Source organism: Pseudomonas sp. M1 (assembly GCF_022760135.1).
GTDB classification, from domain to species: Bacteria; Pseudomonadota; Gammaproteobacteria; order Pseudomonadales; family Pseudomonadaceae; genus Pseudomonas; species Pseudomonas citronellolis.
On sequence record NZ_CP094343.1, the window covers coordinates 5,154,070 to 5,172,596 of the forward strand.

Consider the following 18,527-nt stretch of genomic DNA (forward strand, 5'->3'; position numbering starts at 1 on the left):
GGGTGGCCGGTCAATCGGAGGCGGCGATGGGTCGCGCCTGCTGCGCGGGCGCGGCGGCCGGGTCCTGGCGGCACCAGCGCAGCCAGATGAACTGCAGCTGGACCAGGGTGGCGCGAGCCAGTTCGCGGTCCTCGGCCGGCAGCCGGTGGTCGTTTTCCAGGGCCTTGAACAGCGCCACGCTGGCCGCCTCCAGGGCCTGCTCGCGGCCGGCGCGCGGGCCGCCGGCGAGCAACAGGTCGTGCAAACACAGCAGGTAGGCGTCGCGGGCCCGGCGCACGGGGCCGCGGGCAGCGGTCAGGCGCGCGCGCAGGAACAGCAGCTCGTCGCCCAGGTCCAGCGCCAGCAGGCCGCCGCGCCAGCGCGCGCGGCGCTCGGCCGGCAGGTTCTTGTAGAACTGCGCCAGGCGCAGCAGGCGGTCGGCGCTGCGGCCGTCGAACCAGACCTCCAGCGGCGGCAACGGACCGCGGGTGAGCCGCGCGAGGTCGGCGAGGATGGCCGCCAGCACGCGGCGGTAATGGCGCTGCCCGGGCGCCAGGCGCACCAGGTTGAACACCAGCACGGCGAAGGCCACGCCGATCACGGTGGCCAGCGCCGAATTGAGGAAGTGGCCGAGGTCGTAGCTCATCTCGTTGCTCGGCCCGATGTTCTTCACATAGAAGATGCAGAAGGACGAGGCGATGGCAGCGATCGGCGGCCGCGTCATGCACAGCGCGGCGATGAACAGCGGCACGCCCAGCACCAGCGCCAACGCCGGGAAGCCATCGCACAACGGCAGTATCACCAGGCCTGCGACGCCGGCAAAAGGTACCGACAGGACGATGCCGCGCAGGAAGTTCAGCCCGGCGCCGGCCGGGTTGTCGCGGCTGGCGAACAGGCTCAGCACCACGCCGGTGATGGACACCGCGCCCAGGCCGCTGGGCCAGGCCGTGGCCAGCCAGAAGGCCGACACGCAGAGGAACGCCAGGGCGCTGCGCAGGCCGTAGAGCAGACCGCGTTCGATGTCGCGGTGCCAGACGATCACCCCCGGCGCGTTGCGCGGCGCCTCGCCGTAGACCAGCGCCTGCATGCTGCGCTGGGCCTCGCCGGCCATCTCCAGGGTGCGCGCCAGGCATTCCAGGCACAGGCGTTGCTGGGCGTTGTCGCGTTCCCGCGCGGCGTCGCCGAGGCGTTCGCGGCAATCCTCGAAGGCGCGGTACCCGGCCTTCTCCAGCAGCGCCATGACCTCGCGCCGCCAGGGCTCCAGCGCGGCCGCCGCGGCCTGGTCCAGCAGCCGCCACTCCCGCGCCACCTTGCGCGCCGCGCGCAGCAGGCCCAGCAGGTCGGCGTTCAGCACCCGCAGCGCCTGGGCCCGGCGCCGGCCGCTCTCGCCCTCGAACCAGGCGTGTTCGCGCTGCGCGTCCACCGCCACGATGCGGCCCATGGCGCGGATCAGCGGGCCGCGCTCGTCGGCGCCGGTCAGTTCGGCAGCGGCCGCCTGCAGGCCGGTTTCCCAGGCGCCCTTGCCCTGCTCCGCCAGTTGCTGCTGCACGCGCCGCGGCCAGAGCACGATGCTCACCAGCGATGCGCAGAGGATGCCCAGGCCGATCTCCGAGCAGCGCGCCACGGCCTGGTCGAACACCGTCATGGGCGCGGCGCTGGAGGGCAGCGCGATGATCGCCGTGGTATAGCCGGCGAGCACGAAACCGTAGGAGGAGAAGTTCTGCAGCAACGAGGCGCCGGCGGTGCAAAATGCCAGCCAGGCGGCCATGGCCAGCAGGAAAGGCAGCGGCGCCTGGCCGAACTGGGCGATCAGCGCCACCGAGACCACGGCCCCGATGCAGGTGCCGAGTAGGCGGAACATGCTCTTGGCCAGCACCATGCCGCTCAGCGGCTGGCTGACCACGAATACCGTGACCAGCGCCCATTGCGGTTGCTGCAACTCAAAGCGGAACGCCAGGTAGAGCGCGAGAATGCCGGCCAGCAGCGACTTGCTGGCGAACTGCAGGTCCGTGCGACGCGGGCGCAGCACGGCGCGAAAGAACTCGGTGAACAGCGAGAGGAAGGCAGGCATGCAGACATACCGGCAAAATCGTTGACCGAACTATTAAATAGCTTGCTAACAATGTCAAGAAACATCCTGTAACCGCCCTGAGTGGAAGGCGACGGATGGTCTCGTCACACAACTCCGCTAGACTCCGTGGGATGACCGAAACCGCTCAAGCCGGCCAGCTGCGCCTGGACACCTCCGCCTCCCCGCCCCTGCTGCAAGTCAGCGGCGACTGGACGCTCGCCCATTTCGCCGACCTGCAGCGCCAGGTCGGCGCCCTCGACGGCCAGCGGACCCACGCTGGGGGCTTCGACTTCAGCCGGCTCGGCGCCCTCGACACCGCCGGCGCCAGCCTGCTCGCCGACCTGATCGGCGCCAGCGGCCTGCAGCGCCTGGACGAGATCGCCGCCGAGGTGCCCAGGGAGCGCCGCGACCTGCTGCGCGCGGTGGGCAGCTCCATCACCCAGTGCCGCCTGCACGAGAAGAAGCCGCCACCAGGCAACGCCCTGGTCGACCTGCTGGAACGCATCGGCCGCGCCATGGAGGTCTTCTGGAAGGACCTGGTGGGCGTGCTCGGCTTCATCGGCCTGACCCTCGAAAGCCTGGCGCGCTGCGCCCTGAACCCACGGCGCTGGCGGCCCACCTCGCTGGCCGCGCACATGGAGCAGACCGGCCTGGACGCCGTGCCCATCGTGGCCCTGCTGACCTTCATGGTCGGCGCCGTGGTGGCCTTCCTCGGCGCCACCGTGCTGAACAAGTTCGGCGCGGCCATCTACACCGTCGACCTGGTGGGCTTCTCGTTCCTGCGCGAGTTCGGCGTGCTGCTCACCGCCATCCTCCTCGCCGGGCGCACCGCCAGCGCCTTCACCGCGCAGATCGGCTCGATGAAGTCGAACCAGGAGATCGACGCCATCCGCGCCCTGGGCCTGGACCCGATGGAACTGCTGGTGCTGCCGCGGGTGCTGGCGTTGCTGCTGGTGCTGCCGCTGCTGACCTTCCTGGCGATGCTCTCGGGCATCGTCGGCGGCGGCGTGGTCTGCGCGCTGTCGCTGGACATCTCGCCGCGCATGTTCATGGTCATGCTGCAGAACGACATCGCCGTGCAGCACTTCCTGGTGGGCCTGGTGAAGGCGCCGGTGTTCGCCTTCGTGATCGCCGTGATCGGCTGCCTGGAAGGCTTCCGCGTCAGCGGCAGCGCGCAGTCGGTCGGCGAGCACACCACCTCGGCGGTGGTCCAGTCGATCTTCGCGGTGATCCTCATCGACGCCATCGCCGCGCTGTTCTTCATGGAGATGGGCTGGTGAGCGAAGAAGCCATCATCCAGGTCCGCGACCTGTGCAACCGCTTCGGCGACCACGCGGTGCACGAGCACCTGGACCTGGACGTGCGCCGCGGCGAAATCCTCGGCGTGGTCGGCGGCTCCGGCACCGGCAAGTCGGTGCTGCTGCGCGCCATCATCGGCCTGCGCCGGCCCCAGGAGGGGCAGATCCACGTGTTCGGGCAGAACCTGCTGGAACTGCCGCCGGAGCAGCGCTCGAAGATCGAACGGCGCTTCGGCGTGCTGTTCCAGAACGGCGCGCTGTTCTCCTCGCTGACCGTCAGCGAGAACGTCTGCCTGCCGCTGATCGAGCACGCCGGGCTCACCCGCGACGACGCCGAGTACCTGGCCAAGGTGAAGATCTCCCTGGCCGGGCTGCCGCCGGAGGCCGGCGACAAGTATCCCGCGGAGCTGTCCGGCGGCATGGTCAAGCGCGCAGCCCTGGCCCGCGCCCTGGCCCTGGACCCGGACATCCTGTTCCTCGACGAGCCCACCGCCGGCCTCGACCCGATCGGCGCGGCGGCCTTCGACCAGTTGATCCTGACCCTGCGCGAGGCCTTCGGCCTCACCGTGTTCCTGGTCACCCACGACCTGGACACCCTCTACACCATCTGCGACCGCGTCGCCGTGCTGTCGCAGAAGCGCGTGCTGGTGGTCGGCAGCCTCGACGAGGTTGCGGCCAACCCCGACGCCTGGGTCCAGGACTATTTCCACGGCCCGCGCGGCCGTGCCGCGCAGCAGGCGGCGGACCGCCTGCGGGAGGAGAACTGAATGGAAACCCGCGCCCACCACGTGGTCATCGGCCTGTTCACCGTGCTGGTGGCGGCCGGCGGCCTGCTCTTCGGCCTGTGGCTGGCCAAGAACAGCAGCGACCAGCAGTACAACTACTACGACGTGATCTTCACCGAGGCGGTGACCGGCCTGTCCCAGGGCGGCACCGTGCAGTACAGCGGGATCAAGGTCGGCGACGTGGTCAGCCTGCGGCTGGACCCGCGCGACCCGCGCAAGGTGCTGGCGCGCATCCGCGTGTTCGACCAGACGCCGATCCGCCAGGACACCCGCGCCAAGCTGGCCATCACCGGGGTCACCGGCACCGCCATCATCCAGCTCAGCAACGGCTCGCCGGAAAGCCCGCCGCTGGTGGGCAAGGACGGCCAGGTGCCGGTGATCAAGACCATCCCCTCGCCGCTGAGCAAGCTGCTGGCCAACGGCGAGGACATCGCCACCAACGTCAGCAACCTGATCAACAACGTCAACCGCATGTTCTCCCAGGAGAACGTCGACCGCATCAGCCGCACCCTCGACCACATCGACCAGGCCACCGCGGTGATCGCCGAGCAGCGCGGCGACATCCGCCGCACCGTGCAGGAACTGGCCGCGGCCAGCGAACAGGCCAAGCTGACCCTGGCCAACGCCAGCCAGTTGCTGGGCAACGCCAACCAGTTGCTCGGCAGCCAGGGCAAGGATTCGCTGGTCAGCGCCCAGCAGACCCTCGCCGCGCTGCAACGCAGCAGCGAGAAGGTCGAGCGCCTGCTCGACAGCAACTACGACTCGGTCAACGGCGGGCTGAACGGCCTGGGCGAGATAGGCCCGGCGGTACGCGAACTGCGCGCCACCCTGGAGAACCTGCAGCGGGTCACCCGGCGCCTGGAAGAGAACCCGACCAACTACCTGTTCGGCGGCAACCGCACCAAGGAGTTCCAACCATGAAGGCCCCCCTGCGCCTGCTCGGCTACAGCGCCCTCGCCGCCCTGCTCGGGGCCTGCTCGATCCTGCCCAAGGCGGAGACCCCGGACATCTATCTGCTGCCGGCGCAGCAGCAACCGCCGCGCGCCACGCCGGCGGTGGACTGGTCGCTGCGGGTGCTGGCGCCCAGGACCAGCCAGGTGCTGGACAGCAACCGCATCGCCGTGCAGCCCAGGGGCGACCTGCTCAGCGTCTACAAGGGCGCGCGCTGGGCCGACGGCGCCCCGCCGCTGCTGCGCGACCGACTGCTCGACGCCTTCCGCGCCGACGGCCGCATCCAGGCCCTGAGCAGCGACGAAGTCAGCCTGCAGGCCGACCTGGAACTGGGCGGCGATCTGCGCGCCTTCCAGGCCGAATACCGCGACAAGGGCGTGGAAGCGGTGGTCATCCTCGAAGCCCGCCTGGTGCGCAGCACCACCCAGCGCATCGTCGCGACACGACGCTTCGAGGTCCGCCAGCCGGCCGCCGGGGAAAAGGTGCCGGAAGTGGTCAGCGCCTTCGGCCAGGCCACCGACCGCCTGGCGGCAGAGGTGGTGGGCTGGACGTTGCAGCAGGGGCAGGCGCAGAAGTTCGAGCGGTGAAAGAACGCGCCTAATGGCAACACGTAGGGCGCATAACGCCTGCGGCGTTATGCGCCGTTTGGCCTCTGTTCCCGGCGGCTCCGAGGCCAACCTTGGCGTTGGCTGTGGCCCCGGCGTATCGGCGTATAACCGCGAACGGTTGTACGCCCTACGGAGCGCCTTTCGTAGGATGGGTTGAGCGAAGCGATACCCATCGCCACGGCTAGTCGGAAACCCGCCTGCGCCGACCCGGATCGGTCAAGCGATAACACTGCAGGGGACTGCGCGGAGAATCCGGTTGGGTCATTTCTAGCAATCCGGACGCCATCGCCGGCCCCAGGTAGTTCTTCCGGAAGGTTGGCCGGTGCGACAACCCCAACCTGCGCATGATTTCCGAGGACTTGAGGGCTTCTCCCTTGTTGAAAGCCTGCAACAGCTGTTGCACGCTCTCGTTTACTTGATCGGTAACTTGATCGCTTACTTGTTCGGTCTGCGCGACTTCGTCCATGGCTGCCAGTAATGCCCGCAACATGTAGTCAACGAAGGGCGTCGCCTGTGCAACATGATCGGCCTCGGCCAAGGCCGCGTAGTAGGCCTCCTGCTGAGCATGGATGACCCTCTCCACCGGCAAGTAAGCCAACAGCGGATTCCAGCGACTGAGTATCAAGGTCTGCCAGAGTCGTCCCATGCGCCCGTTGCCATCGGCGAACGGGTGAATGAATTCGAACTCGTAATGAAAAACACAACTCGCCAGTAGCGGGTGCCAGTCCGTATGGCCCAGCCACTCCAGCAACTGCCCCACCAGCGTCGGGACACGGTTGGCCGGCGGCGCCATGTGTAGCAGTTGGTCACCCCGGTAGATGCCGACACCACCCTGTCGAAAATGCCCCGCGTCGTCGATGAGCCCTTCCATCAGGCTGGCGTGGGCTGCCAATAGGTCGGGTTGAGAGGTCGGGTGCCAGGAAGGCAGGTATTCATAGGCGCGAAAGGCATTGCGCACTTCCTGGATTTCACGGGGCAATCCCAGCACCCGCTTCCCCTCCAGCACGGCAGTGACCTGCTCGACGCTGAGGGTGTTGTTTTCGATGGCCAGAGAGGCCTGGATGGTACGGATACGGTTGCCGCGCCGTAGTTGAGGCGTCAATGCCGAGTCGCCACCCACCGAAAGCCGACCGACCCGCTCGCAGATTTCACCGACCAATCGCAGCAGTGAAGCGGAAAGGGCAAGCGGTGGTTCATAGGCCTTCATGGCGATATCTGGTCCGAGTCTGCGCAGGCATCCGAAGCGATAGTGCGTACATTGACGGCAGTGCCACCCGTGGCAAACACCGAGCGCACGTTATTGGTTCTCCACCCGCCGCAACAGATAGGTATCCATGATCCAGCCATTGGCCTCGCGGGCCTTCAGGCGGGTGTCGCGGATGCGTTCGGCGACTTCGTCCAGGCGGCCGGCGATCAGCAGTTCGTCCGGGGTACCGACGTAGGCGCCCCAGAAGATTTCCAGGTCCTGGCCGCGCAGGCCGGTGTAGCTGTCCTGGGCGTCGAGCATCACCACCACGTCCTGCACGCCGGCGGGCAGGCCTTCGCGGGCCAGGCGGCGGCCGGTGGTGATCTGCACCGCGCCGCCTATGTGGTTGAGCGGGATGCGGTGGCGCGCGGCCAGGGCCTGCACGCTGGTGATGCCGGGGATGACTTCGTAGTCGAAGCGCAGCCGGCCGCTGGCGACGATGGCGTCGAGGATGCGGATGCTGCTGTCGTACAGCGCCGGGTCGCCCCAGACCAGGAAGGCGCCGCATTCGTCTTCGGCCACGTGCTCGTCGATCAGCCGCTCGAACAGCGCCTGCTTGGCCGCGTTGAGGTCCACCACGCTGCCGGCGTAGTCGGCCACGCCGCGCTCGCGCTCCGGCAGTTCGGCCTCCACCACGCGGTAATCGCCGCGCTCGACGTAGCGCTCGCAGATGTCGCGGCGCAGGTCGAGCAGCTTGGTCTTGCTGGCGCCCTTGTCGAGCAGGAAGAACACGTCGGCGCGGTTCAATGCCTTGACCGCCTGGAGGGTCAGTTGCTCGGGGTCGCCGGCGCCCACGCCGATCAGCAGCAGTCGTTTCATGGTCATTTGCAATGGTAGGGGCTCTCGCCTTCCAGTTCCTGGTCGGCGTCGATATCACGGATGATCACCGTGGCCTTGGGATAGCTGGAGCAGAGCGCGTTGCGCACCGTGTAGATGCCGCTGCCCTGGGCCAGGAAGGACTTCTTGTTGAGCTTCTGCCCGTTGGCGTCGACGGCGTCTATCTCGTAGTGGCCGCCGAAGGTCTTGCAGCCGCCCAGCACCAGCAGGCTGGCGCCGAGCAACAGGGGAATCGCTTTCATTGCCTCTCCTTGTCTGCGACCGGCAAAAGTGCGAGCCGGTCATTCTGAGGATGTCGGGCCTGTTTCGACAAGCCCGGCGGCCATTTGCTCCCCGCCGGGGCGCTCAGCGCTTGCCCATGGAGCGGCGCGAACCGCGGGGCGCCGGCGGGCGGCGTACATCCTTGTCGTGGGCCTTGCGCGGCTGGTAGCCGGCGGCGGCGTCCTTCTGCGCGGCGAGGGCGGCGCGGGTCAGTTCGGCCAGGGACAGCGGGGCCTGGGCCGGGGTGTCCGCGCTGTCGTCGCGCGGCGGCTGTTGCGAGGAAGTCATGATAGAAACCGGGTGAAAGATGCGGAAACGGCGCCCATCATACCCGATAGGCACCGTGCCCGCTGCTCCTCAGGCGCCGACCGGCTGGCCGGACGCCCCCTCCGGGCGCGCCTGGCCGAGGCTTTCGTCGAAGCGCAGCAGGCGCCCGGCGTTGCCCAGCACCAGCAGGGTGCTGAGGTTGTGCAGCACGGCGGCGATCATCGCCCCGGCGGCGCCGAGCAGGCCGAAGGCGGCCGCCGCGACTATGGCCAGGGTCCAGCCCAGGCCGATCGCCACGTTCACCTGCAGGGTGCGCCGGCACTGGCGGCTCAGCCGCACGCAGGTGCCCAGGCGGCGCAGGTCGCTGCCGATCAGCACCACGTCGGCCGAGGCCAGGGCGATGTCGGCGCCGCCGGCGCCCATGGCCACGCCCACCACGCCGGCCTTGAGCGCCAGCGAGTCGTTGATGCCGTCGCCCACCACCAGCGGGCGGAAGCCCTTGTCGATCTCCTCGCCGACGCGGTGCAGCTTGTCTTCGGGCAGCGCCTGGGCGCTGACTTCGGCGATGCCCACTTCGCGCGCCACGCCTTCGGCGACGCTCTGGCGGTCGCCGGTGAGCAGCAGCTGGCGGCCCAGGCCCAGTTCGCGCAGCTCGGCCATGGCCTGCGGTGCCTCAGGGCGCAGGCTGTCGGCCAGCAGCAGCCAGGCGCGGAAGCGCCCGCCCAGGGCCAGGCCGGCGATGGGGCCGTCGTGCTCGGGCACCGGCGCGGTGGCGATGCCCAGTTGGGCGAACAGTTCGGGCCGGCCAAGAGCTGCCTCGCCCTGCGGGGTGTGGGCGATGACGCCCAGGCCCTGGCGTTCGCGGATGTCTTCCAGCGGGTGGTAGGCATCGTGGGGCACCAGCGCGGCCAGGGCGCGGCTGACCGGGTGGCTGCTGGCCGCGCCCAGGCTGGCGGCCAGTTGGCGCAGCGCCGCCGGGTCTTCCCCGGGCTCGCCGCGCAGGGCCTGCAGGCGCAGGCTGCCGTGGGTCAGGGTGCCAGTCTTGTCGACCACCAGCGAGGTCAGGTCGGCCAGCTCTTCGAGGAAGGCCGAACTGCGGATCAGGATGCCGTGGCGCGCCGCCACGGCGATGCCGGCGATGGCCGTGGCCGGCGCAGACAGCACCAGGGCGCAGGGGCAGGCGGCGACCAGCACGGCGAGCATGGCCTGGGGGTCGTTGGTGACGAACCAGGTGACCGCGGCGATCAGCAGCACCAGCACCATGTAGCGCCCGGCGTAGCGTTCCAGCAGGCGGGTGATCGGCGGCTTGGCGCGCTCGGCGCGCTGCATCAGGGCGATCACCTTGCCCAGGGTGGATTCCTCGCCGGTGCGCGTCACCTCGATGCGCAGCAGGCCGTCGAGGTTGATGGCGCCGCCGTAGACCTCCATCCCGGCCTGCGCCTCCAGCGGCACCGATTCGCCGGTGATGGGCGCGGTGTCCAGGCTGGCCTGGCCGTCCAGCACCCGGCCGTCGGCCGGCACGCGGTCGCCGGCGCGCACTTCCACCTGGTCGCCGGCACGCAGCTGGGCGTTGTCCACTTCCTCCACGGCGCCGTCGGCGCGGATGCGCCGGGCCTGGCTGCGGGTCAGGCGGCCGAGGGCCTCGATGGCTTCCTGGGAGCCTATCACGCTGCGCTCCTCCAGCACGTGGCCGAAGATCATGATGATCGGCAGCAGCGCTGCGGTCAGCAGGTCGCCGGTGGCCCAGGCGCCGAGCATGGCCAGGGCGATCAGCTGGTCGGTGATGCCGTGCAGGCTGGGGTGGCGCAGGCTGGCGGCGGCCGAGCGCAGCACCGGCACCGCCACCAGCAGCGAGGCGACGCCCAGCAGCATCTGCGCCACGCCTTCCTGCTGCGGCGCCAGCCAGCGCCAGAGCAGGCCGAGCAGCAGCAGGCCGAGGGCGAGCATGGCCAGGCTCAGCTGGCGGGCGGCGGCGCGCTGCTCGTCGCGGCTGAGCATCGCCCCCGTGAGGTGGCCGTGGCTGTGGCCATGGTGATGGCCGTGGTGGTGGTGTGCGCTCATCTATCGCTCAGGTCATTGGCTCGACGCGGTCTCGTCGTCCTTGAGGAGGGTGGCCCGGGGCGGGAAGCGGGTGTCCGGGCGCTGTACGTATTCCTCGGCCTCGGCCTCGGTCAGCACCCAGATCTGGTTGACCTGGCCGCTGAGGCCGCTCTTCAGGGCGACGAACTTGTCCTTCAGCTGCGGCATCAGGCCATTGACGATGAACAGGTTGTTCTCGTTGCGGATGCGCACCGAGACCGCCACCGGGTAGCTCACGGTCTTCTGGTACAGGCCCAGGCTGACCACTTGCTTGAGCAGGTTGGGCTTGGGCCGCTTGAGGGTGATGACCGGGAAGCTGGCGCTGTCCACCACGCCCACCAGCATGCCCGAGGGCAGTTCGCGGCCGGCCTCGGCGCTGCCGGCGCCGAGCAGCAGGCCCAGGGCCAGCAGCAGCGCGCCCAGGGGGCGCCAGCGGTTGCCCCGCGACGAAGTGGAAGAGTGCCGGTAAGCGACAGCGTTCATGGAGTGTCCCGCCCTAGGTGTTTTCTCGGAATGTGGGTGTCGGGCCTGCGGCCCTCGGCGAGCCTAGCGCGTCCGTGTGACATCTGTCCGCCCATTGCTTCACGGCTGCGGCCCCTGGAGGATCAGGCGGCCGGCGTCGCGGGGGTCGACGGTGGTGACCGCGCCGGCCTTGCCGAGGATGCCGGGCACTCGCTCGCGGTACAGGCGCAGCAGCAGGCCGGGGTCCTGGCTGGCGGCCAGGCTGGTGATGGTCGCGGTGTCGGCATGGGCCTTGGCCAGGCGCTCGCCGGCCTGGGCGCGGGCCACCTGCAGGGTGCGGTCGGCGGCCTGGGTGGCCGCCTGGGTCTGCCGCGCGGCGTCGTTCTGCGCGCTGGCGACGTTCTGCTCGGCCAGCTGGCTGGCGGTGAGCACGGCGTTGAAGGCGCTCACCGCCTCGCGCGGCAGCGAGGACTGCACGTCCACCCGCTCGATCTCGATGCCCAGCCCGCTGCCGGCGGCGGCCAATGCAGCCAGGCTCTGGTTGACGCCCTGCTGCAGGTCGCCGCGCAGGCGCTCGCGGCGCTCGGCCACGGCGCTGTCGCTGCCGACCAGTTCGGGGCGGGCGACCAGGATGGTGTCCAGGTCGCGGGCCGCGCACACGCTCACGGCATTGCGCGCCACCAGGCGGTCGAGCGCCGGCAGCACGTGCTCGCCCTGGAGCACGTAGGCGTAGGGGTCGACCACCTTGTAGAACACCCGCACGTCCAGTTGCACGACGCCGGCATCGCCGGTCAGCAGGTAGCCGGAGCCGGCCGTGGCGTCGTTGACCAGGCTGACGTCGAGGTCGGCCTTCTGCGCCTGGGCCGAGCGCAGCAGGGTTTCCACCCGGCGCTCGATGACGCGCTCGGCCGCCGGCAGCAACACCACCTGCTCGAAGGGCTGAGGCCAGGCCAGCAGCAGGCCGGGGTTGGCGATGCGCTGCAGGGCGCCCATGCGCAGCACCACGGCGCGGCTGTCCGGGCCGATCTCGCGGACGTTGGACAGCGCCCAGCCGAGCGCCGCCAGCAGCGTCACGCCATAGAGCGCGACGAACGCCAGGCGCCCGGCCTGCAGCCAGGGGCTGCCGCCCTCGGCGCGCTCACTCATGCTGCGCACCCGGCTTGGGCGCCGGCAGTTGCGGCGGGCCGTCCACCAGCACGCGGAAGGGCGCGGCATCGGTACGCAGGACCAGGCGGGTGCCGGAGTTGACGATGGTGCCCAGGGTATCCAGCGAGCGCAGCAGGTTGTACAGCTCGGGCGAGCCGGCGTAGGCCTTGGCGTAGATGTCCGCCGCCTCGACGCGGGACTGCGCCTCGATGTCGGCGGCCTTGACCGTGGCGTCGGCCTGCAGGATGCGCGCGTCGCGCTCGGCGGCGGAGCGAATCTCGGCGGCCTTGCGCTTGCCCTCGGCGGTGCGCTCGGTGGCGATGGTCTCGCGCTCGGCGCGCATGCGGTCGACGGTGGCGCCGAGGGTCACCGAGGGCAGCGTCAGGCGCTCGATGCCCACCTGCAGCACGCGCACGCCGTAGGTGTCGCGCAGGGTCTTGTCGATCTGCCCGCGCAGGCGCTGCTCGAAGTCGGCGATGCGCACCTTGCTGCCGTCGGTGTTCACCAGGTCGGCCAGGTCGAAGCCGCTGGCGGTGGTTTCCAGGGCCGAGCCGACGAAGGTGCGGATCTGCCGCGCTGCCTCGTCGGGCTGGTTCTGCACCGCGCGCATGAAGCGCTGCACGTCGTCCGCGTCGGGCTGCACCTGCCAGGCCACGTAGGCCTGGACGATGATGCGCAGGCCGTCGCGGGTGCCGACGTCCTGCAGGCCGCTGGAGGTGGTGCGCAGGCGCAGGTCCACCGGGATGGCCGCCTCGAACGGCACCGGCAGGCGCCAGGCCAGCCCCGGCTGCAGCAGCACCCGCACCGGGTTGCCGAAACGGGTGACCACGGTCGCCTCGCCGGAGCGCACCTGCACCAGGCAGGCGGTGGCGGCGGCGAACAGCACCAGCAGCGCGGCCAGGCCGAGGCGCCGCCAGGGCAAGGGCCCGGCGCCGCCGTGCGCATGCTCGTGAGGGGGGTGGCCGTGCTCATGGTCGTGGTCGTGGTGCGCGTGGTCGTGGCTGTGCGACGAACTCAAGGGGCGAGCTCCTGTTTGGCCGGCTTGCGCGCCGGGTCGAAGGGCGCGGTGAAATAGCCGCGCAGGTCGAGGGTCGGCGCATCGCCGGCGCCCAGTCGATGGTCGATGACCAGGGCGTTGGCATTGCCCAGGCCCTGGCCCAGGCGGGCGAAATACTGTTCCAGCAGGAACGACTGGCCGGCGTCCTGCCAGGCCTTGCGCTCGGCGCCGAAGCGCAGGTCGGCGGCCCGCGCCGCGGCCAGCGTCTCGCGGGCATCGGCATTGGCCTTGTCCACCGCCTGGCTGGCGGCCAGGCGGGCCTCGTTGCCCTGCTCGGCGGCCTTGCCGCGCTCGCGGGCGATCAGGGCCTGGGCGGTGATCTGCGCCGCCTGCACGCCATGGTAGGCGTTCGCCGCGCCGGCCGGCGGGTGGATGGCCTCGACCACGGTGGCGAGGATTTCCACGCCGCTGTGCAGCTCGTCGAGGTCGGCCTGCACGGCCTTGCCGATGTCCTGCGCCAGGGCCTCGCGCTCGCCGCCGAGGACGCCGTCCAGGGTGCGCGAAGCGAAATCGTGGACCAGCACGCGGCTGGCGGTGCTGCGGATCAGCGCCGGCACGTCGGCGCTGTTGTAGGTCGCCGCCAGGGCCGCGGCGTCGTCCAGGCCGATGCGGTAGACGAAGCGCACGTCCATGTTGACCACCTGGAAGCTCTGCTTGCCTTCGGCGGCGCTGGCGATCACCTGGGATTTCTCGCTGCGGTGGGAGGCATCCCACAGGCGGTTGGCGCTGTCCGGCGCGGGGCCATCGGCCGGGCCCGGCGGGTCGGCGACGGCGGAATCGCCGGAGGTGGCCAGTTCGTGGATCACGCCGTTCTCCACCGCGATCACCCGCCCGAACGGCCAGGGCAGGCCAACATGCAGGCCCGGCTGCAGCACCGCCTCGGGCTTGCCGAAGCGCTCGTAGACGCCGCGGCCGTCCAGGGGCACCTCGTGTATGCCGCTGAGCAGCCAGCCGACCAGCGCCACCAGCGCGGCCACCGGCAGGAAGGCGCGGCGCATGAAGGCGAAGGCCCAGACCTGGCGCAGGTCGATACCGAAGCGTTGCTGCAACTCGTCCTGCAGGAACTGCAGCGGCCGCGGCGGCCAGCGCAGTTGCCCGGCCACCAGGCTGCGGGCGACCAGGCGCGGCTCCTCGCGCTCGCGTTGCGGCAGGAAGGCGGAAAACACCGCGCGCGCCAGCAGCTCCACGGCCACCGCGGCGGGCAATAGGCCGAGCAATACCAGCAGGCGCACCGGCCAGAGGTTGTCGGCGCTGGCGAACAGCAGGCCGGGCAGCGACAGCAGCTGCACGGCGATGACCAGCCGCAGCAGCGGCGCCAGGGCGGCGGCTTCCGGCCACTGGGCCTCGCCGCTGGCGGCGAAGTGGCGCTCCAGCACCAGCAGGCCGAAGGCGCCCAGCAGCAACAGGCCGGCACCGATATAGGCCGCCTGGCCAAGGTCGGCGCCCGGCAGCGCCAGGCTCCAGCCGGCGCGGATCACCAGCAGCGCGGCGACGCAGAGCCCCGCCAGCCAGAGCGCGCCCGGGCCGATGCGCCGCAGCAGCGAACGGATGCCACGGCCGATGCTGTCGAGGAAGCGGTCATAGGCGCTCAACGCTTCGGGGGCTAGCGGTTCGTCCGCCGTCTCACGCCCGCCGAACCAGCGCAGCGAGGGCTCCTGTCCCAGGGCGCGCGCCCGCCAGGCGTCGACGCGCCAGGCCGACTGCGCCGCCGCGGCCAGCAGCAGCAAGGCCGCGGCGTTGTTGCACAACAGCGGCAGCCAGGGCGAGCGGGCGGCGAACAGACCGATGAGGATCGCCAGGAGGAACAGCAGCGCGGCCAGCAGGCCGCTGCCCAGGGCCAGGGCGAACAGGCGCCGGGCATGCACCGCGGCCTGCTGGAAGCGCGGCAGCGCCTGCAGGTCCTCGCCCGCGGTGTCCAGGTCGACTCGCATCACAACTCCAGAGGCGGCCAGGAGGCCAGCCGGTACATCGGCGCGCAGGGAAACAAAATGTAACCTTATAACAATCGGCGTGAAATTCTCGTCGAGACGCGGCGCAAAGAAAAGCCCCGCCGTCGAATTGCCGCGCGCCCCCGCCCCGTTCTATCTTGGCGAACCGTTCAAGTACCGCCGAGGTCCCCTCCGATGAGCTCCCTGCGCGACGCCCTCGCCCGCTTCCCCCGTCTCGACCTGGTCGGCGCCCCGACCCCGCTGGACAAGCTGGAGCGCCTGTCGGCGCAACTGGGCCGGGAGCTCTTCGTCAAGCGCGACGACCTCACCCCGCTGGCCATGGGCGGCAACAAGGTGCGCAAGCTGGAGTACCTCGCCGCCGATGCCCTCGCCGCCGGCGCCGACGTGCTGGTGACCGCCGGCGCCATCCAGTCCAACCACGTGCGCCAGACCGCGGCGCTGGCCGCGCGCCTGGGCCTGGGCTGCCTGGCCCTGCTGGAAAACCCCATCGGCACCGACGACGCCAACTACCTGGGCAACGGCAACCGCCTGCTGCTGGACCTGTTCGGCACCCAGGTGGAAGCGGTCGCCAACCTCGACGACGCCGACGCCCTGCTGCAGGACGCCTGCGAGCGCCTGCGCGCCCAGGGGCGCAAGCCCTACCTGGTGCCCATCGGCGGCTCCAATGCCCTCGGCGCCCTGGGCTACGTGCGCGCCGGCCTGGAGCTGGCCGAGCAGGTGCGCGCCAGCGGCCAGCACTTCGCCGCCGTGGTGCTCGCTTCCGGCAGCGCCGGCACCCATGCCGGGCTGGCCCTGGCGCTGGCCGAGGCGCTGCCGGAAACCCCGGTGATCGGCGTTACCGTCTCGCGTCCCGACGCCACCCAGCGACCCAAGGTGGAAGGCCTGGCGCAACGCACCGCGGACTTGCTCGGCCGGCCGCTGGCGGCGCACTTCGCCGTGCACCTGTGGGACGCCTACTTCGGCCCGCGCTATGGCGAGCCCAACGCCGGCACCCTGGATGCGGTGCGCCTGCTCGCCGCGACCGAAGGCCTGCTGCTGGACCCCGTCTACACCGGCAAGGCCATGGCCGGCCTGCTCGATGGCGTGGCCCACGGCCGCTTCGCCGAAGGCCCGCTGCTGTTCCTGCACACCGGCGGCGCCCCGGCGCTGTTCGCCTACCCGTCGCTGTTGTGAATTCACTCAAGTTATATGAAAAGGATATTTCATTATTTTATTGCATAACCATTGACCCCCTATAGTCGCGCAGCCTACTAACCTGCTTGAAACACCAAGAACGAGGGCAACCATGAACTTCTCCATCCTGCGACGCGGTTTCATCTTCGCCGGCCTGACCCTGGCCCTCGGCGCCAGCTTCCTCGGCCAGCAGGCCTCGGCCGACGAGGACCTGCTCAAACAGATCCAGGGCAACGGCGCGATCAAGGTCGGCCTGGAAGGCACCTACCCGCCCTTCAGCTTCGTCGACGAGAACGGCAAGCTGTCCGGCTTCGAAGTGGACTTCGCCGAGCTGCTGGCCAAGGAACTGGGGGTGAAGGCCAAGCTCCAGCCGACCAAGTGGGATGGCATCCTCGCCGCCCTGGAGTCCAAGCGCCTGGACGTGGTGATCAACCAGGTGACCATCTCCGAGGAGCGCAAGAAGAAGTACGACTTCTCCGAGCCCTACACCGTCTCCGGCATCCAGGCCCTGGTGCGCAAGGGCGACGAAAGCAAGTACGACACGCCCGAGAAGCTCGCCGGGGTGAAGGTCGGCGTGGGCCTGGGCACCAACTACGAGCAGTGGCTGAAGCAGAACGTGCCACAGGCCGACGTGCGCACCTACGAGGACGACCCGACCAAGTTCCAGGACCTGCGCAGCGGGCGCATCGACGTGATCCTGGTGGACCGCCTGGCCGCCTTCGACATGGTCAACAAGACCAAGGGCGCCATGGCCCTGACCGGCGCGCCCTTCGCCCGCCAGGAAGCCGGCATCGCCCTGCGCAAGGGCAACCCCGAGCTGCTCGGCGCGCTGAACAAGGCCATCGAGAAGTTCAAGGCCGATGGCTCGCTGAAAAAGCTCTCGGAGAAGTGGTTCCAGGCTGACGTCACCCAATGATCGACGAAAGCCTGCAGCTCGCTCTGGATTCCGCGCCCTTCCTGCTCAAGGGCGCGGTCTTTACCGTAGTCCTCAGCATCGGCGGGATGTTCTTCGGCCTGCTGCTGGGGTTCATCCTCGCCCTGGCGCGGCTGTATGGCCATGCGCTGTTCAGTTGGCTGGCGCGCATCTACGTGTCGTTCTTCCGCGGCACGCCGCTGCTGGTGCAGTTGTTCATGATCTACTACGGCCTGCCGCAGCTGGGCCTGGAGCTGGACCCGCTGCCGGCGGCGCTGATCGGCTTCTCGCTGAACATGGCCGCCTACGTCTGCGAGATCCTCCGCGCCGCCATCGGCTCCATCGACCGCGGCCAGTGGGAGGCAGCCTCCAGCATCGGCATGACGCGCGCCCAGACTCTGCGCCGGGTGGTGCTGCCGCAGGCCGCGCGCACCGCCCTGCCGCCGCTGGGCAACAGCTTCATCTCGCTGGTCAAGGACACCGCCCTGGCCGCCACCATCCAGGTGCCGGAGCTGTTCCGCCAGGCGCAGCTGATCACCGCGCGGACCTTCGAGGTGTTCACCATGTACCTCACCGCCGCGCTCATCTACTGGGTGCTCGCCAGCGTCCTGGCGCACCTGCAGAACCGCCTGGAAGAGCGGGTCAATCGCCATGACCGGGAGCACGAGGCATGATCGAGGTACGCAAGCTCACCAAGCAGTTCCGCGGCCAGGAGGTGCTCAAGGGCATCGACCTGTCGGTCGCGGCCGGCGAGGTGGTGGCGATCATCGGCCCCAGCGGCTCGGGCAAGACCACCCTGCTGCGCTGCCTGAACCTGCTGGAAATCCCCAACGGCGGGACCATCCGCGTCGGCGACATCGAGATCGACGCCTCGCGCCCGCTCAAGCCGCAGCAGGGGCTGATCCGCAAGCTGCGCCAGCACGTCGGCTTCGTGTTCCAGAACTTCAACCTGTTCCCCCACCGCACCGCGCTGGAAAACGTCATCGAAGGCCCGGTGATCGTCAAGAAGGAGCCCCGCGACAGCGCCGTGCAACGCGCCCGCCAATTGCTGGCGAAGGTCGGCCTGGCCGGCAAGGAAGACGCCTATCCCAAGCGCCTCTCCGGCGGCCAGCAGCAGCGCGTGGCCATCGCCCGGGCCCTGGCCATGCAGCCGGACGTGATCCTCTTCGACGAACCCACCTCGGCGCTCGACCCGGAGCTGGTCGGCGAAGTGCTGGCGACCATCCGCGGCCTGGCCCAGGAAAAGCGCACCATGGTCATCGTCACCCACGAGATGAGCTTCGCCCGCGACGTCGCCAACCGGGCGATCTTCATCGACAAGGGGGTGATCGTCGAACAGGGCGACGCCAAGACGCTGTTCGCCCAGCCCCGCGAGGAACGCACCCGGCAGTTCCTCAGCAAGTTCCTCAACCCCGACCAGGGGCGACCTGAATAAATCTGCAAAT

Annotated in this window: 18 protein-coding genes; 8 read left to right on the forward strand and 10 right to left on the reverse strand. The window is 69.9% G+C overall.

Going from position 1 to position 18,527, the window contains the following annotated elements:
* Nucleotides 1-10: 10 nt before the first annotated feature.
* Complete coding sequence (locus PM1_RS22625) at nucleotides 11-2,050, reverse strand: FUSC family protein (protein ID WP_024128235.1); 2,040 nt, start codon at nucleotides 2,048-2,050, stop codon at nucleotides 11-13.
* Between the two features lie 131 nt (nucleotides 2,051-2,181).
* Between PM1_RS22625 and PM1_RS22630 the strand changes: the two genes are divergently transcribed.
* From PM1_RS22630 to PM1_RS22645, 4 genes are read left to right on the forward strand one after another with little or no spacing between them, the layout of a single operon-like run.
* Entirely contained in the window at nucleotides 2,182-3,330 is a 1,149-nt protein-coding gene (locus PM1_RS22630) for an MlaE family ABC transporter permease (RefSeq protein ID WP_024128234.1), read from the forward strand.
* Complete coding sequence (locus tag PM1_RS22635; protein ID WP_178132241.1) at nucleotides 3,324-4,115, forward strand: ABC transporter ATP-binding protein; 792 nt, start codon at nucleotides 3,324-3,326, stop codon at nucleotides 4,113-4,115. The genes PM1_RS22630 and PM1_RS22635 overlap by 7 nt, the downstream gene beginning before the upstream one ends.
* On the forward strand, nucleotides 4,116-5,054 hold the full coding sequence (locus tag PM1_RS22640; protein ID WP_009618444.1) for an MlaD family protein: 939 nt from the start codon (nucleotides 4,116-4,118) through the stop codon (nucleotides 5,052-5,054).
* Entirely contained in the window at nucleotides 5,051-5,671 is a 621-nt protein-coding gene (locus PM1_RS22645; RefSeq protein WP_009618446.1) for an ABC-type transport auxiliary lipoprotein family protein, read from the forward strand. Before PM1_RS22640 ends, PM1_RS22645 begins: the two co-directional genes overlap by 4 nt.
* A 202-nt stretch (nucleotides 5,672-5,873) precedes the next feature.
* Here the strand turns inward: PM1_RS22645 and PM1_RS22650 are convergent, their stop codons facing one another.
* The 9 genes from PM1_RS22650 to hflK (PM1_RS22690) form a co-directional block, all read right to left on the reverse strand.
* Nucleotides 5,874-6,899 carry a Fic family protein gene (locus PM1_RS22650; protein ID WP_009618448.1) on the reverse strand — a complete coding sequence of 342 codons (1,026 nt, stop codon included), beginning with the start codon at nucleotides 6,897-6,899 and terminating at the stop codon, nucleotides 5,874-5,876.
* A gap of 90 nt (nucleotides 6,900-6,989) precedes the next feature.
* On the reverse strand, nucleotides 6,990-7,757 hold the full coding sequence (gene cobF / locus PM1_RS22655) for a precorrin-6A synthase (deacetylating) (protein ID WP_024128233.1): 768 nt from the start codon (nucleotides 7,755-7,757) through the stop codon (nucleotides 6,990-6,992).
* A 2-nt stretch (nucleotides 7,758-7,759) separates the two neighbouring features.
* The gene (locus PM1_RS22660) at nucleotides 7,760-8,017 is read right to left on the reverse strand and encodes a hypothetical protein (RefSeq protein ID WP_009618451.1); all 258 of its coding nucleotides are present in this window, start codon (nucleotides 8,015-8,017) and stop codon (nucleotides 7,760-7,762) included.
* Between the two features lie 103 nt (nucleotides 8,018-8,120).
* On the reverse strand, nucleotides 8,121-8,324 hold the full coding sequence (locus PM1_RS22665; protein WP_009618454.1) for a hypothetical protein: 204 nt from the start codon (nucleotides 8,322-8,324) through the stop codon (nucleotides 8,121-8,123).
* A 69-nt stretch (nucleotides 8,325-8,393) separates the two neighbouring features.
* Nucleotides 8,394-10,364 carry a cation-translocating P-type ATPase gene (locus PM1_RS22670; RefSeq protein ID WP_009618456.1) on the reverse strand — a complete coding sequence of 657 codons (1,971 nt, stop codon included), beginning with the start codon at nucleotides 10,362-10,364 and terminating at the stop codon, nucleotides 8,394-8,396.
* A gap of 12 nt (nucleotides 10,365-10,376) precedes the next feature.
* Nucleotides 10,377-10,865, reverse strand: coding sequence for a hypothetical protein (locus PM1_RS22675; RefSeq protein ID WP_009618457.1), 489 nt, complete (start codon nucleotides 10,863-10,865; stop codon nucleotides 10,377-10,379).
* Nucleotides 10,866-10,964: 99 nt separating this feature from the next.
* The gene (gene hflK, locus PM1_RS22680; protein WP_009618458.1) at nucleotides 10,965-11,990 is read right to left on the reverse strand and encodes a protease modulator HflK; all 1,026 of its coding nucleotides are present in this window, start codon (nucleotides 11,988-11,990) and stop codon (nucleotides 10,965-10,967) included.
* The gene (gene hflC / locus PM1_RS22685) at nucleotides 11,983-13,008 is read right to left on the reverse strand and encodes a protease modulator HflC (RefSeq protein ID WP_009618459.1); all 1,026 of its coding nucleotides are present in this window, start codon (nucleotides 13,006-13,008) and stop codon (nucleotides 11,983-11,985) included. Before hflC ends, hflK (PM1_RS22680) begins: the two co-directional genes overlap by 8 nt.
* A complete protein-coding gene (gene hflK / locus PM1_RS22690; RefSeq protein ID WP_009618460.1) occupies nucleotides 13,005-14,978 on the reverse strand; it encodes a protease modulator HflK in 1,974 nt (657 codons plus the stop codon). The genes hflC and hflK (PM1_RS22690) overlap by 4 nt, the downstream gene beginning before the upstream one ends.
* Before the next feature lie 192 nt (nucleotides 14,979-15,170).
* Between hflK (PM1_RS22690) and PM1_RS22695 the strand changes: the two genes are divergently transcribed.
* From PM1_RS22695 to tcyN, 4 genes are all read left to right on the forward strand, one after another.
* Nucleotides 15,171-16,169 (forward strand): D-cysteine desulfhydrase, encoded by a 999-nt coding sequence (locus PM1_RS22695; RefSeq protein WP_009618461.1) that lies wholly within the window; start codon nucleotides 15,171-15,173, stop codon nucleotides 16,167-16,169.
* Nucleotides 16,170-16,281: 112 nt separating this feature from the next.
* Entirely contained in the window at nucleotides 16,282-17,085 is an 804-nt protein-coding gene (gene tcyJ, locus PM1_RS22700) for a cystine ABC transporter substrate-binding protein (protein ID WP_009618462.1), read from the forward strand.
* Nucleotides 17,085-17,756, forward strand: coding sequence for a cystine ABC transporter permease (gene tcyL, locus PM1_RS22705; protein WP_024128231.1), 672 nt, complete (start codon nucleotides 17,085-17,087; stop codon nucleotides 17,754-17,756). The genes tcyJ and tcyL overlap by 1 nt, the downstream gene beginning before the upstream one ends.
* Nucleotides 17,753-18,517: an L-cystine ABC transporter ATP-binding protein TcyN gene (tcyN, locus tag PM1_RS22710; RefSeq protein ID WP_009618464.1), complete on the forward strand. Its 765-nt coding sequence runs from the start codon at nucleotides 17,753-17,755 to the stop codon at nucleotides 18,515-18,517. Before tcyL ends, tcyN begins: the two co-directional genes overlap by 4 nt.
* Nucleotides 18,518-18,527 lie beyond the last annotated feature (10 nt).

What these genes read in the sequence shown, in the direction of transcription:
- PM1_RS22625 (WP_024128235.1), bottom strand. Translation starts at nt 2,050, where the DNA reads ATGCCTGCCTTCCTCTCGCTGTTCACCGAGTTCTTTCGCGCCGTGCTG.
- PM1_RS22630 (WP_024128234.1), top strand. Translation starts at nt 2,182, where the DNA reads ATGACCGAAACCGCTCAAGCCGGCCAGCTGCGCCTGGACACCTCCGCC.
- PM1_RS22640 (WP_009618444.1), top strand. Translation starts at nt 4,116, where the DNA reads ATGGAAACCCGCGCCCACCACGTGGTCATCGGCCTGTTCACCGTGCTG.
- PM1_RS22645 (WP_009618446.1), top strand. Translation starts at nt 5,051, where the DNA reads ATGAAGGCCCCCCTGCGCCTGCTCGGCTACAGCGCCCTCGCCGCCCTG.
- PM1_RS22650 (WP_009618448.1), bottom strand. Translation starts at nt 6,899, where the DNA reads ATGAAGGCCTATGAACCACCGCTTGCCCTTTCCGCTTCACTGCTGCGA.
- cobF (WP_024128233.1), bottom strand. Translation starts at nt 7,757, where the DNA reads ATGAAACGACTGCTGCTGATCGGCGTGGGCGCCGGCGACCCCGAGCAA.
- PM1_RS22660 (WP_009618451.1), bottom strand. Translation starts at nt 8,017, where the DNA reads ATGAAAGCGATTCCCCTGTTGCTCGGCGCCAGCCTGCTGGTGCTGGGC.
- PM1_RS22665 (WP_009618454.1), bottom strand. Translation starts at nt 8,324, where the DNA reads ATGACTTCCTCGCAACAGCCGCCGCGCGACGACAGCGCGGACACCCCG.
- PM1_RS22670 (WP_009618456.1), bottom strand. Translation starts at nt 10,364, where the DNA reads ATGAGCGCACACCACCACCACGGCCATCACCATGGCCACAGCCACGGC.
- PM1_RS22675 (WP_009618457.1), bottom strand. Translation starts at nt 10,865, where the DNA reads ATGAACGCTGTCGCTTACCGGCACTCTTCCACTTCGTCGCGGGGCAAC.
- hflK (WP_009618458.1), bottom strand. Translation starts at nt 11,990, where the DNA reads ATGAGTGAGCGCGCCGAGGGCGGCAGCCCCTGGCTGCAGGCCGGGCGC.
- hflK (WP_009618460.1), bottom strand. Translation starts at nt 14,978, where the DNA reads ATGCGAGTCGACCTGGACACCGCGGGCGAGGACCTGCAGGCGCTGCCG.
- PM1_RS22695 (WP_009618461.1), top strand. Translation starts at nt 15,171, where the DNA reads ATGAGCTCCCTGCGCGACGCCCTCGCCCGCTTCCCCCGTCTCGACCTG.
- tcyJ (WP_009618462.1), top strand. Translation starts at nt 16,282, where the DNA reads ATGAACTTCTCCATCCTGCGACGCGGTTTCATCTTCGCCGGCCTGACC.
- tcyN (WP_009618464.1), top strand. Translation starts at nt 17,753, where the DNA reads ATGATCGAGGTACGCAAGCTCACCAAGCAGTTCCGCGGCCAGGAGGTG.